This window comes from Streptomyces sp. EDA2-14 (assembly GCF_054963755.1).
In genome coordinates, this window is the sequence record NZ_JBUEGE010000002.1 from 666,918 (window position 1) to 683,043 (window position 16,126).

Here is a 16,126-nt window from a genome sequence, read left to right on the forward strand (position 1 = left end):
ACGCTGGCCACAGCGGAGCACCGGTGCTTCGCTGGAGGGCATGACGACTGGATCCTCGCGAACCATCGAGTACATCCGTTATCGCGTCCCCGAGGACCGCTCGGCCGAGTTCCTGGCGGCCTACACCCAGGCGGCCCGGCAGCTCGCGGCGTCCGAACACTGCGTCTCGTACGAACTCGCCCGCTGCGAGGAGGACTTCGAGCACTACATCCTGCGCATCGTGTGGACCTCGACGGAGGACCACCTCAAGGGCTTCCGCGCCTCCGACCTCTTCCCCGGCTTCCTCGCCCGCATCCGCCCCTACGTCGGGTACATCGAGGAGATGCGCCACTACACGCCGACCACGGTGCGCGGCGAGGGGTCGGCCGAGCCCACGCTCTTCGAATGGGCGGGCGGCGCCCCGGCGTTCAGCCGCCTCACGTCGGTGTTCTACGCGAAGGTGCTCAAGGACGAGCTGCTCGGCCCGCTCTTCGCCGACCTCCCGGCGGAGCACGCGGAAGACGTCGCCCTGTGGCTGGGCGAGGTCTTCGGCGGCCCGCGGACCTACTCCGAGCAGTACGGCGGCCACGGCCACATGGCCGCCCGGCACATCGGCAGGAGCATCACCGAGGCGCAGCGCCGCCGCTGGGTCAACCTCGTCCAGGACGCCGCCGACGAGGCGGGGCTGCCGACGGACCCCGAGTTCCGCTCCGCGTTCTGCGCGTACATCGAGTGGGGCACCCGCCTCGCAAGCCGCTCACAATCAAGCCCCTCCGGCGATTGAGGAGCGGGGTCCGGGGCGGAGCCCCGAGACGTCTACAACTCCGCCCGCAACGCGTCCGCACCCCAGCTGGCAAGCAACCGCAGCGCCTCGGCCGAGGCGCTGTCGGCCTCCGCGTGGTACACGGACAGGAACTGTCCGTCGTCGTCCGGCAGGTGCAGCGTCTCGTAACCGAGGGTGAGCTCACCCACCAGCGGATGCCGCATCCGCTTCACGCCGTGGCCCTTCTCCTTCACGTCGTGCGTGGCCCACAGCCGCCGGAACGTCTCACTCTTGACGGAGAGCTCGCCGACCAGCGCCGACAGCTCCGGGTCCTCCGGGTTCCGGCCCGCGTAGAGCCGCAGGTAGCTGACCATGTCGGTGGCCTTGGAGTCCCAGTCGACGAACAGCTCCCGGTAGTCCGGGTTCAGGAACGTGAGCCGCGCCCAGTTCCGCTCGGCGCGCGGCAGCCGCCCCCAGTCGCCGAACAGGGCCGCCGCCATCCGGTTCCAGGCGAGGATGTCCGAGCGCGCCCCGCCGATGTACGCGGGCACGCCCTCCAGTGAGTCGAGCAGGTGGCGCAGCGCCGGCCGCACGTGCTGCTGCCGCTTCGGCGCCGGAGCCTTGCGGCGCTGCCGCGTCGGCCTCGCCAGGTGGACGAGGTGCGCGTGCTCGGTGTCGCTGAGCCGCAGGGCGCGCGCGATCGCGTCGAGCACCTCGGCCGACACATTGCGCCCGTTGCCCTGCTCCAGGCGTGTGTAGTAGGCGACCGAGACCCCGGCGAGCTGCGCCAGCTCCTCGCGCCGCAGGCCCGGCACCCGCCGGTGCCGCCCCAGCGAGGCGAGCCCCACGTCCTCCGGCTTGAGGCGGGCCCGCCGGGTGCGCAGGAACTCGCTCAGTTCGGCCCGCCGGTCCAGGTGGTCCGCCGCGGGGGCCTTGGCCGCATCGTTCTCGTCCATGCTTCCAGTATTCCCGGTCGTACGACCGGGAGCCTGACCCCGCCAGTAGTAGGACCACTGGACGTACGCAAAGCGGTGACCTGCGCATTCTTTGCGGACAGGGGCGGGCCGGGAGCAGTCTTGAGGACATGACCACGACTGTTGCCGCATACGCCGCTCCCAGCGCCAAGGCCCCGCTGGAGCGCACCACCATCGAACGCCGCACCGTCGGCGAGCACGACGTACTGATCGACATCAAGTTCGCCGGAATCTGTCACTCCGACATCCACCAGGCCCGTGAGGGCTGGGGCGAGGCCATCTTCCCGATGGTGCCGGGGCACGAGATCGCCGGTGTCGTGGAGGCGGTCGGCGCGGGCGTCACCAAGTTCAAGGTCGGCGACCGGGTCGGCGTCGGCTGCATGGTCGACTCCTGCGGCGCGTGCGAGGCCTGCACGTCCGGGTTCGAGCAGCACTGCGTCCAGGGCAACGTCCAGACGTACAACGGCGTCGGCAAGGACGGCGAGCCCACCTACGGCGGCTACTCGCAGAAGGTCGTCGTCACCGAGGGCTTCGTCCTCGGCATCCCCGAGGGCCTCTCCCTCGACGTGGCGGCGCCGCTGCTCTGCGCCGGCATCACCACGTACTCCCCGCTGAAGCACTGGGGCGCGGGCCCCGGCAAGAAGGTCGCGGTCGTCGGCCTCGGCGGCCTCGGCCACATGGGCGTCAAGATCGCGCACGCGCTCGGCGCGGAGGTCACCGTCCTGTCGCAGTCGCTGCGCAAGAAGGACGACGGCCTGAAGCTCGGCGCCGACCACTACTACGCGACGAGCGACCCGGCCACCTTCGAGGAGCTGGCCGGCACCTTCGACGTGATCCTCTCCACGGTCTCCGCGCAGGTGGACTTCGGCGCCTACCTCGGCCTGCTCAAGACGGGCGGCGCGCTCGTCAACGTCGGCGCCCCCGAGGAGCCGATCGCGCTCAACCTGTTCTCCCTCATCGGCGGCAACAAGGTGCTCGCCGGCTCCATGATCGGCGGCATCGCCGAGACGCAGGAGATGCTCGACTTCTGCGCCGAGCACAACCTCGGCGCCGAGATCGAACTGATCGAGGCGAGCCAGGTCAACGAGGCGTACGAGCGGGTCCTCGGCTCGGACGTGCGCTACCGCTTCGTGATCGACGCGGCGACCATCTGAGCGTCGCCCACGTCGTTTTCATGACCTGAGAGGTCATGGCCGCCCTCCCCGGGCCCCGGCAGGATCGACCCCGTGAGCCAGATCCGGCCGGACCCGAGGGAGGGCTTTTCCATGACCGCCTACGCCATCGCGATACTCGGCACCACCGACACCCCGCACCCCGACGTCCTCACGTACATCGAGCGCATCCAGTCCACGTTCGGCCCGTACGGCGGCCGCTTCCTGGTGCACGGCACGCCGGGGGAGTGGGTGGAGGGGGAGCGGCTCGGCGGCGTCGTCGTGGTGGAGTTCCCCGACCTGGAGGCGGCCCGGGCCTGGTACGCGTCCCCCGCCTACCAGGAGATCCTGCCGCTGCGCACCGACCACCTGCCCGGCAGCCTGGTCTTCCTGGAGGGCGTCCCGGAGCCGTACGACGCGGCCCGCACGGCGGCCGCCATGCGGGCCGCGTCGGGATCAGGCGCGGCCGGTCAGTGACGCAGCGTCGCCGGGCTTCCGCCGTTCGCCTCGTAACCGGCCACGGCGAGCGCCCGGTACACGGCGTACGACGCGGCCGGGTCCGGCTCCGCGGTCCATGGGATCGCGCCCACATGCCCGTCCACGTGCACCAGCTGCTGCATCGCCTCGGACCAGCGCTCGCTGCGCACCAGGAAGAACACCAGCAGGTGCCGGACGTGCGCGAGCATCGGGTCGTCGGGGCGCGCGGAGTGCACCGCGTACAGGGCCCCGTGCAGGGCCTTCGTGACGACCTCGCTCTCGTAGAAGCCGCGCACCAGGTTCACGTCCGGCACGTGCTCGTACAGCGCGAACAGCGGCAGCGCCGCCAGCAGTGAACCGCGCGGGGCGCGCGCGGCGGCGGCCTCCGCGAACGAGAAGGCCTGCTCGCGCGAGCCGTGCCACTTCTCCGTCCAGTAGCGAAGACCGGCCAGATGCGCGCCCATGTGCCCCGGCGCGGTGTCGAGGATCTTCAGCCACAGCTGCTCGAACTCGGCCTGCGAATAGCCGAGTCCGCGCGCGACGGCGAGGTGCGTGATGTGCGGGACGGGGTCGCCGGGGGCCAGCAGCGCCGCCTGGTCGCAGGCGTCACGCGCTTCTTCGAGGACGATCCGCTGCTCCTCGGGGGTGCCGCCGCCGCGCCACGCCTGCTGCACCAGGAACTCGGCGAAGACCTGCGCCCCGCCCGCGTCCTTCGGCGCCTGCGAGCGCCACGCGTGCAGCCACCCGGCGCCGAGCCGCGGCGTCTGCTGGGCCTCCAGGGCCGCCGCCCCGGCGACCGCCTGCACCCGCTCCCAGCGGGTCTCGGTCTCCTTGCCGGTCCCCGCGAGCAGCTGGGAGGCCGCCGTGTAGTCCTGATTGCGCTGCACGACCGCCATCACGTCGAGCAGGTCCTGGTCGGGTCCGGGGAGCCGGACGTCCAGGTCCTCCTGAAGCATGAATCCGTAGTCGGCCGGGTCGGCGGCGTCCGGCGACCCCGGAGCGACCTGCCGAATACCGCCGCGGCGGCGCAGCAACTGCGACACCACGAGCCCGATCATGACCGCGGCCATCAGCCCCCAGAGAATTCCCATATCAACAACGCTAACGTGCCGCTCCGACGAGGGGTTCCCGACAGGAGCGGCGGCCAAAAAGGGCGCTGCGCCCCACCTCCACGCGCCCGAGCGCCTACGCTCGGGCGCCATGAGCGACACGCACAGCCACAGCGGCAGCACCCCGCGCGGCTTCGAGACCACCGCCATCCACGCCGGCAACACGGCCGATCCCGTGACCGGCGCCGTCGTCCCGCCGATCTACCAGGTCTCCACGTACAAGCAGGACGGCGTGGGAGGCCTGCGCGGCGGCTACGAGTACAGCCGCAGCGCCAACCCGACCCGTACCGCCCTGGAGGAGAACCTCGCCGCGCTCGAAGGCGGCCGGCGCGGCCTGGCCTTCGCCTCCGGGCTGGCCGCCGAGGACTGCCTGCTGCGTACGCTGCTCGGCCCCGGCGACCACGTGGTCATCCCGAACGACGCGTACGGCGGCACGTTCCGGCTGTTCGCGAAGGTCGTGACGCGGTGGGGCGTCGAGTGGTCGGTCGCGGACACCAGCGACGTCGAGTCGGTGCGCGCCGCGATGACCCCGAAGACGAAGGTCGTGTGGGTCGAGACGCCGTCCAACCCGCTCCTCGGCATCACCGACATCGCCGCCGTCGCCCAGGTCGCCCGCGGGGCGGGCGCCAAGCTGGTCGTCGACAACACCTTCGCCAGCCCCTACCTCCAGCAGCCGCTGGCGCTCGGCGCCGACGTCGTCGTGCACTCCATGACGAAGTACATGGGCGGCCACTCCGACGTCGTCGGCGGCGCGCTCGTCGTCAACGACGACGCCCTCGGCGACGACCTCGCGTTCCACCAGAACGCGATGGGCGCGGTGGCGGGCCCCTTCGACTCCTGGCTCGTGCTGCGCGGCATCAAGACGCTGCCCGTGCGCATGGACCGGCACAGCGAGAACGCCACCCGCGTCGCCGACATGCTCACCCGCCATCCGCGGGTCACGAAGGTGCTCTACCCGGGCCTGCCCGAGCACCCCGGGCACGAGATCGCGGCGAAGCAGATGAAGGCGTTCGGCGGCATGGTGTCGTTCCAGGTCGAGGGCGGCGAGGAGGCGGCCGTCGAGGTCTGCAACCGGGCGAAGCTCTTCACGCTCGGCGAGTCCCTCGGCGGCGTCGAGTCCCTCGTCGAGCACCCCGGCCGGATGACGCACGCCTCCGTCGCGGGCTCCGCCCTGGAGGTCCCCGCCGACCTCGTGCGGCTCTCCGTGGGCATCGAGTCGGTCGACGACCTGCTCGCGGACCTCCAGCAGGCCCTCGACCAGAAGTAGGTCACCAGCCGGTGAGCTGTGGAGTCGTCTTCGAGGGCGGCTCCACCCACGGCCGCTCGACCGTCGCCCACACCACGAACGCCACGACGGCGGCGACCAGCAGGAACCACAGGAACCGCTGCGCCGCGCGGCGCCTCCTGCGTGCGCGGGCGCCCCTGCGCATCGCCTCCGCGCACAGCTCCGCCGGCACCACGGGCACGGGACCGGCATCGAGCACCGCGCGGACGGCCGCCTCATTGCGTTCCTGGAGACTCATGCCGGGGCCGCTCCCCGCAGATCGGCGGGCGCGGGGCCGCGCGGCGGATGCAGGACGAGGGCCGTCGCCCGCGCGTGCACGGCGCGGACGCGCTCCAAAGGCAGCCCGAGCAGCGACGCGGTCTGCTCCTCGCCGACCCCTTCGAAGAGCCGCAGCACGAGGACGAGGCGCTCCTGGGGGCTGAGACGGTCCAGCGCGCCGCCCCGCGCGCGGTGCTGCCGCCAGGCGCCGCGGGCGAACCGGACGGCCAGTTCCTTGCGCGCGCAGTCGTAGGGATCCTCGCCCCGAAGACGGTCCCAGGAGGCGTACGTCCGGCCGAGGACGGTCGTGAGCAGCCGCCGCGCGCGCGGGTTGGCTTCCGGTGGTTCGCCCGTCAGGAGCGTCGCGGCACGCAACAGCCGCCCGGCCGCGCCCGCGACGAACGCCTCGAACTCACGGGCCCGGCGGGCGTCCCGCGACGCCTGCCGTTCTCGCACCCTTCATATGAGGCCGAGCGCGGCTCCCTGGTCAAGAGGGCGGGAGCCGCTCATGCCCTCCGCGTGTGTGCGCGGGAACCCTCAGGAGTCGGCGGGCGGCGTCGGCTGGCCGTGGCGCGCGGAGAGCGCGGAATTGAAGCGTGCGAGGAGCGCGCAGAACTGCTCGCGCTCCTCCGGCTCCCACTCCTGCGTCAACTGCGCCATCAATTCCCGCCTGGACGTGCGTACCTCGTCGAGGCGGGCCGCGCCGCGCGGCGACAGCTGCAGGACCACCGCACGTCCGTCTTCCGGGTGCGACGTGCGCTTGACGAGGCCGGTGTCGACGAGCGGGGCGACCTGGCGGGTCACCGTCGAGGAGTCGATCCCCATGCTCGACGCGAGCGCCTTGACGCCCATCGGGCCTTCCTTGTCGAGCCGGTTGAGCAGCAGATATGCCGCTCGGTCCATCGAATTGCGCACCTGCCCGACCCCGCCGAGCCGGGTCTGTTCGGCGCGACGGGCGAAGACCGCCACCTCGTGCTGGAGCGTTTCGAGGAGGCCGGTGTCGCCGGCGGTCGTCATGTCCATCGTTTCCTGTGGTGTGGGCATGGCCGGGGGCTCACTTCATGCGTGGGTGGTGGATTGCTTGGATTGGCCCACAGGGTACGCGGCGAAAGCGCTGGCCGTACCGGCCGTGCGCAATCCGGTCTCGCAGCGTGAGCATCTTGAGAGGCGTGCGCCGTGAGCTGCAAGACTTTCGTCATGAGCAACAGTGCGTCCGACTACTTGCAGACCTCGACGCCCGCGGTGACCCTCGACGACGTCCGCGGCGCCCAGAAGATGCTTTCCGGAGTGGCGCGGGTGACGTCGATGGCGCACAGCCACCACCTGTCCCAGCTGGCAGGGACGCCGGTCCACCTCAAGTGCGAGAACCTCCAGCGCACCGGATCCTTCAAGCTGCGCGGCGCCTACGTGCGGATCGCGGGGCTGCTGCCGGAGCAGCGGGCCGCCGGGGTCGTGGCCGCGAGCGCGGGCAACCACGCACAAGGAGTGGCCCTGGCCTCTTCACTCCTGGGCGTGCGCTCCACGGTGTTCATGCCGGTCGGTGCGCCCCTGCCGAAGGTCGCCGCGACCCGCGAGTACGGCGCAGAGGTGCGCCTGCACGGCCAGGTGGTCGACGAGACGCTCGCCGCGGCGCAGAGTTACGCCGAGGAGACCGGGGCGGTGTTCATCCACCCCTTCGACCACCCGGACATCGTCGCGGGCCAGGGCACGCTCGGCCTGGAGATCCTGGAGCAGTGCCCGGAGGTGCGCACGATCCTCGTCGGGGTCGGCGGCGGCGGACTCGCGGCCGGCATCGCGGTCGCGGTGAAGTCGCTGCGGCCCGACGTGCGGGTGATCGGCGTGCAGGCGGCGGGCGCGGCCGCGTACCCGCCCTCGCTGGCCGCCGGGTACCCGGTCGCGATCCAGTCCCCTTCCACGATGGCCGACGGGATCAAGGTGGGGCGGCCCGGCGACGTCCCGTTCGAGCTCGTCTCCGGTCTTGTCGACGACGTCCGTACGGTCTCCGAGGACGCGCTCTCCAGCGCCCTGCTGCTCTGCCTGGAGCGCGCCAAGCAGGTCGTCGAACCCGCGGGCGCGAGCCCCGTCGCGGCGCTCCTGAGCGAGCCCGGTGCGTTCGAGGGCCCGGTCGTCGCGCTGCTGTCCGGCGGCAACATCGACCCGCTGCTGATGCAGCGCGTCCTCACCCACGGCCTGGCCGCCGCGGGCCGCTACCTGTCGCTGCGGCTGCGCCTGACCGACCGCCCCGGCGCCCTGGCCACGCTCCTCCAGGTGCTGTCGGTGGCCGACGCCAACGTCACCGATGTGAGCCACGTACGGACCGATCCGCGGCTCGGGCTCACGGAGGCGGAGGTGGAGCTGCACCTGGAGACCAAGGGGCCCGCGCACTGCGCCGAGGTCGGCGCGGCGCTGCGGGAGGCGGGCTACACGGTCATCGACTGATCCCGGGTTCACCCGTTCGCCGGGCGCAGCGAACCCGGCATATTTACACTTTCTCCACGTAAGGCGATGTACCCAGGCACAGAACGCATCAGGTAGCACCCACACAATGGGGGAACCACATGCCAGGCGCCATCTACGCCGAAGGTCTGGTGAAGACCTTCGGCGATGTCAGGGCCCTTGACGGCGTCGATCTGGACGTACCGGAGGGCACGGTGCTCGGCCTGCTCGGGCCGAACGGGGCGGGGAAGACCACGGCCGTGCGCTGTCTGACGACGCTGCTCACGCCGGACAGCGGCAGGGCGGTCGTCGCGGGCATCGACGTACTGAAGAATCCGAACGAGGTGCGGCGCTCCATCGGCCTGTCCGGCCAGTTCGCCGCGGTCGACGAATACCTGACGGGGCGGGAGAACCTGCAGATGGTCGGGCAGCTCTACCAGCTGTCCAAGAAGGCCGCCAAGAAGCGGGCCGGCGAGCTCCTGGAGCGCTTCAACCTCGTGGACGCGGCCGACCGCCCCTCGAAGACGTACTCCGGCGGCATGCGCCGCAGGCTCGACCTCGCGGCCGCACTCGTCGTGTCCCCGCCGGTGATGTTCATGGACGAGCCGACGACGGGCCTCGACCCGCACAACAGGCAGCAGCTGTGGGAGGTGATCCAGGAGCTGGTCGCGGGCGGTACGACGCTGCTGCTCACCACCCAGTACCTGGAGGAGGCCGACCACCTGGCGCACGACATCTGCGTCGTGGACCACGGCCGGGTCATCGCCCGCGGCACCGCCGACCAGCTCAAGGCGCAGACCGGCGGCGAGCGCGTCGAGGTCGTGGTGCGCGAGCGGGAGCACATCGCGGCCGCGCGCGAGGTCCTGAGCGGCTTCGGCAAGGGCGGGACGACCGTCGCCGAGCACACCCGCAAGCTGACCGTCCCCGTCACCGGCGGCGCCAAGCTCCTCGCGGAGGTCATCCGCGACCTGGACGCGCGCGGCATCGAGATCGACGACATCGGACTGCGCCGCCCGACCCTCGACGACGTGTTCATCTCGCTGACCGGCCATGTCGCCGAGGAACCGGCGCCCGACGCGGGCGAGCCGGTCGAGGACCAGAAGGGGGCGAGGGCATGAGCGCCTGGAGCGACTCCCTGGTCGTCGGCAAGCGGAACCTGATCCGGATGACCCGGATCCCCGAGATGATCCTGTTCGGGATCATCCAGCCGGTGATGTTCGTGGTCCTGTTCACGTATGTCTTCGGCGGCTCGATCGCCATCCCGGGCGCCGGGGTCAGTGCCAGCGCCTACAAGGAATTCCTGATGGCCGGCATCTTCGCCCAGACCGTCACCTTCGCCACGGCGGGCGCGGGTGCGGGCATCGCGGACGACATGCACAAGGGACTCATCGACCGGTTCCGCTCGCTGCCCATGGCGCGCGGCGCCGTGCTCACCGGCCGGACCCTCGCCGACCTGGTGCAGACGGCGGTGACGCTGGCCGTGCTCGCGGTGGTGGCGCTGCTCGTCGGCTGGCGGACGCACGAGAACCTCGGCAAGGTCCTGGCGGGCTTCGGTCTGCTCCTGCTGCTCGGGTACGCGTTCACCTGGATCGGCGCGCTGATCGGCCTGTCGGTGCGCACCCCGGAGGCGGCGACCTCGGGCGGCCTGATCTGGCTCTTCCCGCTGACGTTCATCTCGATCGCGTTCGTGCCGGTCAACGGCATGCCGAGGTTCCTCCAGTACGTCGCGGAGTGGAATCCCTTCAGCGCGACGGTGGCGGCGGCCCGCGAGTTGTTCGGCAACATGATCGACGGCGTGCCGAAGTCGGTGACCGGCGCCTGGCCGATGGAGCACCCGGTCTGGGCCTCGGTGATCTGGTCCGTCCTGATCATCCTGGTCTTCCGCACCCTCGCGGTGCGCAAGTACCGCAAGGCGGGCTGAGACAGAAACAGGGCCCCGCGGCGTGCACGCGCCGCGGGGCCCTGCTCCTGTCTGTCCGGAGGGCGTCAGCCGCTGTAGGGCTCCGCCTTGAGGATCTTGACCGAGGCCTTCTTGCCGTTCGGCAGCTCGTACTCGGCGTCCTCGCCGACCTTGTGGCCGTTGACCCCCGTGCCGAGCGGGGACTGCGGGGAGTAGGTCTCGAAGTCGCTGCTCGCGTACTCGCGCGAGGCGAGCAGGAACTCCAGGGTGTCGTCCTCGTCCCCGTCGAAGGCGATCGTGACGACCATGCCGGGCGCGACCACACCGGTCGCCGCCGGGGCCTCGCCGACCTTGGCCTTCTCCAGGAGCTGGGTCAGCTGGCGGATGCGGAGCTCCTGCTTGCCCTGCTCCTCCTTGGCCGCGTGGTACCCGCCGTTCTCGCGCAGGTCGCCCTCCTCGCGCGCCGCCGCAATCTTCTGCGTGACTTCCTCGCGCGCGGGACCAGACAGGTACGCCAGCTCGTCCTTGAGCTTGGTGTACGCCTCCTGCGTCAGCCAGGTGACGTCTTCGCTGGTCTGGGTCACAGGTCGCTCCTCGTAGGTACTGGGTATACAAAGCATCGCCCTACCCAGAAGGATGTTCCCTGCTGAGTGGGCGAAACCACGAGCCTAACAATTCAGACGTGAAAGGGGGAGGACAAAAGGCCTCAGTGTTGCGTCGTCGCAGGTCAGTCGGCGTGACAGCCGATGAGTTCCGCTGTCGTGCCGTTGCCGGTCGTCTTCAGGGTGACGACCTTGTCGATCCGCTCGGTCCTCTGGTCGAAGCGGAAGTCGGCGCGGCCCACCTCGGCGCCCGCGGCGTCCTGCGAGCGGACCGTGCAGTAGCCGGTGGCGTCGGTGTCCTTGCGGATCTCCATGTGGACCTGGACGTCGTGCTTGTTCGTGTCGAAGGCGATGACCTCGCCGCTGAACTTGCTGCCGCCGACGACGTAGTACCAGCCGAACCAGACCAGCAGGACCGCGAACAGGGCGCCGAGCACGATTCCCGTGATCTTCAGCTTGCGGTCGGCGCGGGCGTCGGCGGAGCGCGAGGATCCGTATCGGCCCTCGGGCAGCTGCTGCACGGCGCTCATCGGCCAGTTCCTCTCGCGTCGCCCGGCATGTTCGGCGGGCACCGGAATTTTCCACCCCCCGGTTCCGTCACTATAGAAGCCGCCCGGTGCATCTCAGGCACCCGGGCGCCCGAATCTCACCGAGGAACTTGTCTTGACTGAGCAGCTGCGACTGATGGCCGTTCACGCCCACCCCGACGACGAGTCGTCGAAGGGCGCGGCCACGATGGCCAAGTACGTGTCCGAGGGGGTGGACGTGCATGTCGTGACCTGCACGGGCGGCGAGCGCGGCTCCATCCTCAACCCGAAGCTCCAGGGCGACAGGTTCGTCGAGGAGAACATCCGGGAGGTCCGCCGCAAGGAGATGGACGAGGCGCGCGAGATCCTCGGCGTCAAGCAGGACTGGCTGGGTTTCGTCGACTCGGGCCTGCCCGAGGGCGACCCGCTGCCGCCGCTGCCGGAGGGCTGCTTCGCCCTGGAGGACGTCGACCACGCGGCCGGCGCCCTGGTCAAGCAGATCCGAACTTTTCGTCCGCAGGTCATCACGACGTACGACGAGAACGGCGGATACCCGCACCCCGACCACATCATGACCCACAAGATCTCGATGGTGGCCTTCGAGGGCGCGGCGGACGCGGAGAAGTACCCCGAGGCCGAGTTCGGCCCCGTCTACCAGCCGAAGAAGCTCTACTACAACCAGGGCTTCAACCGCCCGCGCACCGAGGCGCTGCACAACGCGCTGCTGGAGCGCGGCATGGAGTCGCCGTACGGGGACTGGCTCAAGCGCTGGGACGACATGGCGCGGGTCGAGCGCACGCTGACCACGCACATTCCGTGCGCCGACTTCTTCGAGATCCGTGACAAGGCGCTGATCGCGCACGCCACGCAGATCGACCCGGACGGCGGCTGGTTCCGCGTGCCGATGGACATCCAGCAGGAGGTCTGGCCGACCGAGGAGTACGAGCTCGCGAAGTCGCTCGTCGATACCTCCCTCCCCGAGGACGACCTCTTCGCGGGCATCCGACACAATGCCTGATGTGAACGCGAATCTGGCATTGACCCATCTCGTCCCCCTTGCCGCCAAGGAGGTCGACGAGAACAAGGTGACTCCGGGCGTGCTCGGCTTCATCGTCTTCGCCGTGATGGCCGTCGCGGTGTGGGGCCTGATGAAGTCGATGAACAAGCACATGGGAAAGGTCGACTTCAAGGAGAAGTCGGACCCGTCCACCGGTGCGGCGAGCGGCAAGGACGCCGGACAGACGTCCTCCTGACCCCGCCTTCGGCCCCGCGCACGAGACGCGCGGGGCCGCTGAGCTGTCCGCCGTGCGCCCCCTGCCTGTCATGTCCAGGACGGGGCCCGGCGGCGGACGTGTGCGACCGGTGCCGCTACGACCGCTGCGCGCCCTCGACGACTCCCATCACGTCCCGCGCGTGCCGGTTCGGCACCATGCCGAGCCGCCAGGCCTGCCAGCCGGCGTCCAGGTCCACCCCCCGCTCCAGGAGCAGCTGGTACGCCTCCACGTAGTCGTCGAGCTTTCCGTCGCGGGCCGGGTGCGTGGCTTCGGCGAGCTGGGACAGCTCCTCCTGGGCGACCGCCGTGCCCACCTCCGAACCGCCCGGCGAGGCGTACGGGAGCAGGGTGCAGCGCAGGAACGTCGCCCAGTCCTCGCCCCTGCGGTCCCCGTACCCGGCGAACAGGCCCGCCGCCTCCTCGCACAGCTCCATCGCCTGCCCGAGCCGCGCGTTGCCCGCGTCGACCACCGCCAGCTCCAGGCACGTCCACGCCTCGCCGTGCGGCACGCCGATGCGCTGGAAGTCGGCGCGGGCGTCGACCAGGAGCTGCCGGGCGAAGCCGGAGTTCCTGAGCGAGCCCGTCTGCGCCGCCCGTTCGTCGCGGGTGACGCGTGCCGAGTGGTGCCGGGCGCAGGCGAGCCCGTACACGTCCCGCATCCGGGAGAACATCGTGCGCGAGCGCTCCAGCTCCCGCACCGCCTTGTCGAGGTCGCCGACCTCCTCCAGGGCCTGACCCAGGTAGTAGTACGACCACGCCTCGCCGCGCGCGTCCTCGTTCTCCCGGTGCCGGGAGGCCGCCTGGCGCAGCCCGTCGACCGCCGCCGACGCCTCGCCGTCGATGAGCCGGGCGCGGGCCAGCTCGGTCAGCGCCCAGGCCTGGCCGCGGTTGTCGCGGGTGCGCCCGTACAGGTCGAGCGCCGCCCGCAGCTCCTCCTCCGCACGCGGCACATTGCCCATCCGCAGGCACAGCTGGCCGAGCTGGAAGTGCGCCCACGCCTCGCCGTGCAGCGACTCGTTCTCGCGGTGCAGGGCGAACGCGTCGGTGAGCAGGGTGAGCGACTCGCGTACGTTCGCCCGGTCGCGCTCGACCGCCGCGAGCGCGTGCAGCGTCCAGCCGCGGTCGCCCTTCGTCTCCGGCGTCGTCTGCAGCTCCAGCGCCTCCCGCAACCGCTGCGCCGCCTCGGTGAGTTGGCCCTGGTGGTGCAGGGTGATGCCGAGGGAGCACAGGGCGCGGCCCTCGCCCGCGCGGTGGTGGGCCTCGCGGTACAGGTCGACCACCGAGGTCAGCGTGGTGTGCGCCTTGTCCAGCTCACCGAGCTGGCGGGCCGCGATACCCGTGCGCCACTGGACCGAGCGCATGAGCAGGCCCTGGTCGATGGACTGCGTCAACTCCTGGATCTCGCCGAGCCGGTAGAGATCGCCGCGCAGCAGGCAGTAGTCGCACAGCGCGCCGAGCAGACCGAGCACCGCGTCCTGGTTGACCCCCTCCGCGTGCCGCAGCGCCGCCGTGATGAAGCTCGACTCGTCGTCCAGCCAGCGCAGCGCCGCGTCCAGGGACGTGAAGCCGTGCGGCCCGGTCTGGCCCGCACGCGTCGACATGTTGCCGTCGACCAGGCGGATCACCGAGTCGGCCAGGTCCGCGTAGTTCTGGATCAGCCGCTCCTGCGCGGCCGTCCGCTCCGCGGGCTCCTCCTCGTCGGCGAGACGGGCCTGGGCGAAGGCGCGGACGAGGTCGTGCAGCCGGTAGCGGCTGCCGCGCACATGGTCGACGAGCCCGGCCCCGGCGAGCGCCGTCAGATGCCGCTTGGCGTCCGTGCTGCTCGTGGCGAGCAGCGCCGCGGCGGCCGAGGCGCCCAGCGAGGCGCGCCCGGCGAGCGCGAGCCGCCGCAGCAGCCGCCTGCACTGCTCGGACTGGTCGGTGTAGCGCAGCCACAGCACCCGGTCGACCGGGTCCACGGGCCCGTACGCGCCCAGATCGGCGGCGAGCTGGCGCGTCGTGCGCGGGCCGATCGCGGAGCCCGCGATCCGCAGCGCCAGCGGCAGTCCGCCGCACAACTCCCGTACGGCGTCCGAGGATTCCGCGTCGTACGGTCCGCTCGCGTCCTGTGCGGCCTCCCGCAGCAGCTCCTCCGCGCCCGCCGCGTCGAGCGCCCTGACCGGCAGGTGGTGCACCCAGGCGGGCGTGTGGTCGCCGAGGTCCAGGTGCTCGCGCGACGTGACGATCACGAGGCTGTCGGAGCGCTCCGGGACGAGGGTGCGGACCTGCTCGGCGCTCGCCGCGTCGTCGAGGACGATCGTCACCGGCAGCCCGGTCAGATGCTGGTGGTACAGCTCGCTGAGCCGCTTGACCTGCTGTTCCTGCGAGGACCGCTCACGGAACAGCAGCTGCTCGCGCGGCGCCCCGAGCCGGTTCAGGAGGTGCAGCAGGGCGTCCCGCGTGGGCAGCGGCGGCGTGTCCGGGCGGTCGCCGCGCAAGTCCACCACGCACGCCCCGCGGAACTGGTCCCGCAGCTCGTGCGCCGCGCGCACCGCGAGCGTCGTGCGCCCCGAGCCCGGCTCCCCGTGCAGCACCACCACGGTCGGCCGGGTCTCGGTGCTGGCCCGCGCCGCGTGCACCCACTGCGCGATCTGCGACATGGCGGCCCGGCGACCCGCGAACGGGCCCTCCGGTTCCGGCAGTTGGCCGAACGACTGCTCGAGCACGCTGCGGCGCCGCGCGGCCGCGCTCTTGTCGGTCCGCCGCAGCTGCGGCGCCGCCGTCTTCTTCGACGTGCCGGTGCTCGCCGCGAGCACCCGCTGCTGATCGAGGAAGGGCCGTATGCCCCGCACCTCCAGGGCGGTCAGCCACTGCAGCCGCAACTGCTCAGGACCGCCCGGCTGATTGCGCGCCCCGGCGCTGCGGCTCGCGGCCGGCAGGTGCGCGGCGGTCACCTTCGCGACGGTCGCGGCGGACCCGAGCACGGCGACGGCGACACCCGCGCCGACGGCCGTCCCGGTCCCCGCGCCCAGCACCAGATCCGCCACGCAGGCGGTGACCGCGCCGACTCCCGCCACCATCAGCGGAGTTGACCCGCCCTCCTTGGCGAACCGCTGCCCGAACGTCATCCGCCCCGCGTCGGCCTCGTCGAGGGCCCGGGTGAACGCGTCGTACTCGTCGGCGGCGCTGCGCCCCATGGCGTCGAGCGCGCCCTTGGCCCGCGACAGCAGTACGGCCCCGTCCGCCCGCCCGCCGGACCGCCTGACCTCTTCCTCCACTGCCCGAGCCAACAGCCGCTCGGCTTCCGCCCGATGGCTGTCCCGCATCTTGACCCCCTCCGATGGCGACAGTACGGGGTCAAGTGTGCTGCGTATGGGGTGTCGGCGCGAGGGTCCCGGCGATCAGAGACGCGA

17 protein-coding genes are annotated in these 16,126 nt (G+C 71.5%); 9 read left to right on the forward strand and 8 right to left on the reverse strand.

The window, feature by feature from the left end; all coding sequences use genetic code 11:
* The first annotated feature begins 40 nt into the window (after positions 1-40).
* On the forward strand, positions 41-763 hold the full coding sequence (locus tag ACY34M_RS09425) for a globin domain-containing protein (protein WP_462716047.1): 723 nt from the start codon (positions 41-43) through the stop codon (positions 761-763).
* Between the two features lie 32 nt (positions 764-795).
* Here the strand turns inward: ACY34M_RS09425 and ACY34M_RS09430 are convergent, their stop codons facing one another.
* The gene (locus tag ACY34M_RS09430) at positions 796-1,698 is read right to left on the reverse strand and encodes a helix-turn-helix domain-containing protein (RefSeq protein ID WP_462716046.1); all 903 of its coding nucleotides are present in this window, start codon (positions 1,696-1,698) and stop codon (positions 796-798) included.
* A 128-nt stretch (positions 1,699-1,826) separates the two neighbouring features.
* Between ACY34M_RS09430 and ACY34M_RS09435 the strand changes: the two genes are divergently transcribed.
* Both ACY34M_RS09435 and ACY34M_RS09440 read left to right on the forward strand, forming a co-directional pair.
* The gene (locus ACY34M_RS09435) at positions 1,827-2,870 is read left to right on the forward strand and encodes an NAD(P)-dependent alcohol dehydrogenase (RefSeq protein WP_462716045.1); all 1,044 of its coding nucleotides are present in this window, start codon (positions 1,827-1,829) and stop codon (positions 2,868-2,870) included.
* A gap of 111 nt (positions 2,871-2,981) precedes the next feature.
* Complete coding sequence (locus tag ACY34M_RS09440; protein WP_462716044.1) at positions 2,982-3,344, forward strand: DUF1330 domain-containing protein; 363 nt, start codon at positions 2,982-2,984, stop codon at positions 3,342-3,344.
* Here ACY34M_RS09440 and ACY34M_RS09445 read toward each other — a convergent pair.
* The gene (locus ACY34M_RS09445; RefSeq protein ID WP_462716043.1) at positions 3,338-4,435 is read right to left on the reverse strand and encodes a hypothetical protein; all 1,098 of its coding nucleotides are present in this window, start codon (positions 4,433-4,435) and stop codon (positions 3,338-3,340) included. The two genes, ACY34M_RS09440 and ACY34M_RS09445, sit on opposite strands and share 7 nt — an antisense overlap.
* A 109-nt stretch (positions 4,436-4,544) precedes the next feature.
* Between ACY34M_RS09445 and ACY34M_RS09450 the strand changes: the two genes are divergently transcribed.
* A complete protein-coding gene (locus ACY34M_RS09450; protein ID WP_462716042.1) occupies positions 4,545-5,720 on the forward strand; it encodes a cystathionine gamma-synthase in 1,176 nt (391 codons plus the stop codon).
* Between the two features lies 1 nt (position 5,721).
* Here the strand turns inward: ACY34M_RS09450 and ACY34M_RS09455 are convergent, their stop codons facing one another.
* From ACY34M_RS09455 to ACY34M_RS09465, 3 genes are all read right to left on the reverse strand, one after another.
* Positions 5,722-5,976 (reverse strand): hypothetical protein, encoded by a 255-nt coding sequence (locus ACY34M_RS09455; protein WP_462716041.1) that lies wholly within the window; start codon positions 5,974-5,976, stop codon positions 5,722-5,724.
* Positions 5,973-6,452, reverse strand: a complete 480-nt coding sequence (locus ACY34M_RS09460; RefSeq protein ID WP_462716040.1) for a sigma factor-like helix-turn-helix DNA-binding protein — start codon at positions 6,450-6,452, stop codon at positions 5,973-5,975. Before ACY34M_RS09460 ends, ACY34M_RS09455 begins: the two co-directional genes overlap by 4 nt.
* 81 nt (positions 6,453-6,533) lie before the next feature.
* Positions 6,534-7,019, reverse strand: a complete 486-nt coding sequence (locus tag ACY34M_RS09465) for a MarR family winged helix-turn-helix transcriptional regulator (RefSeq protein ID WP_462716593.1) — start codon at positions 7,017-7,019, stop codon at positions 6,534-6,536.
* A 174-nt stretch (positions 7,020-7,193) separates the two neighbouring features.
* Between ACY34M_RS09465 and ilvA the strand changes: the two genes are divergently transcribed.
* The 3 genes from ilvA (at position 7,194) to ACY34M_RS09480 (ending at position 10,353) form a co-directional block, all read left to right on the forward strand.
* Complete coding sequence (gene ilvA / locus ACY34M_RS09470) at positions 7,194-8,435, forward strand: threonine ammonia-lyase (protein WP_462716039.1); 1,242 nt, start codon at positions 7,194-7,196, stop codon at positions 8,433-8,435.
* Positions 8,436-8,554: 119 nt separating this feature from the next.
* Complete coding sequence (locus tag ACY34M_RS09475) at positions 8,555-9,550, forward strand: ATP-binding cassette domain-containing protein (RefSeq protein ID WP_462716038.1); 996 nt, start codon at positions 8,555-8,557, stop codon at positions 9,548-9,550.
* Positions 9,547-10,353: an ABC transporter permease gene (locus tag ACY34M_RS09480; protein ID WP_462716037.1), complete on the forward strand. Its 807-nt coding sequence runs from the start codon at positions 9,547-9,549 to the stop codon at positions 10,351-10,353. The genes ACY34M_RS09475 and ACY34M_RS09480 overlap by 4 nt, the downstream gene beginning before the upstream one ends.
* Positions 10,354-10,418: 65 nt before the next feature.
* On the opposite strand, the gene greA is transcribed toward ACY34M_RS09480, so the two are convergent.
* Positions 10,419-10,916, reverse strand: coding sequence for a transcription elongation factor GreA (greA, locus tag ACY34M_RS09485; protein ID WP_462716036.1), 498 nt, complete (start codon positions 10,914-10,916; stop codon positions 10,419-10,421).
* A gap of 143 nt (positions 10,917-11,059) precedes the next feature.
* Positions 11,060-11,464, reverse strand: coding sequence for a DUF4307 domain-containing protein (locus ACY34M_RS09490; protein ID WP_462716035.1), 405 nt, complete (start codon positions 11,462-11,464; stop codon positions 11,060-11,062).
* A gap of 133 nt (positions 11,465-11,597) precedes the next feature.
* Between ACY34M_RS09490 and mca the strand changes: the two genes are divergently transcribed.
* Both mca and ACY34M_RS09500 read left to right on the forward strand, forming a co-directional pair.
* The gene (gene mca, locus ACY34M_RS09495; protein ID WP_462716034.1) at positions 11,598-12,479 is read left to right on the forward strand and encodes a mycothiol conjugate amidase Mca; all 882 of its coding nucleotides are present in this window, start codon (positions 11,598-11,600) and stop codon (positions 12,477-12,479) included.
* Complete coding sequence (locus ACY34M_RS09500; protein ID WP_462716033.1) at positions 12,472-12,714, forward strand: hypothetical protein; 243 nt, start codon at positions 12,472-12,474, stop codon at positions 12,712-12,714. The genes mca and ACY34M_RS09500 overlap by 8 nt, the downstream gene beginning before the upstream one ends.
* 115 nt (positions 12,715-12,829) lie before the next feature.
* Here the strand turns inward: ACY34M_RS09500 and ACY34M_RS09505 are convergent, their stop codons facing one another.
* Positions 12,830-16,039, reverse strand: coding sequence for a tetratricopeptide repeat protein (locus ACY34M_RS09505; protein WP_462716032.1), 3,210 nt, complete (start codon positions 16,037-16,039; stop codon positions 12,830-12,832).
* Positions 16,040-16,126 lie beyond the last annotated feature (87 nt).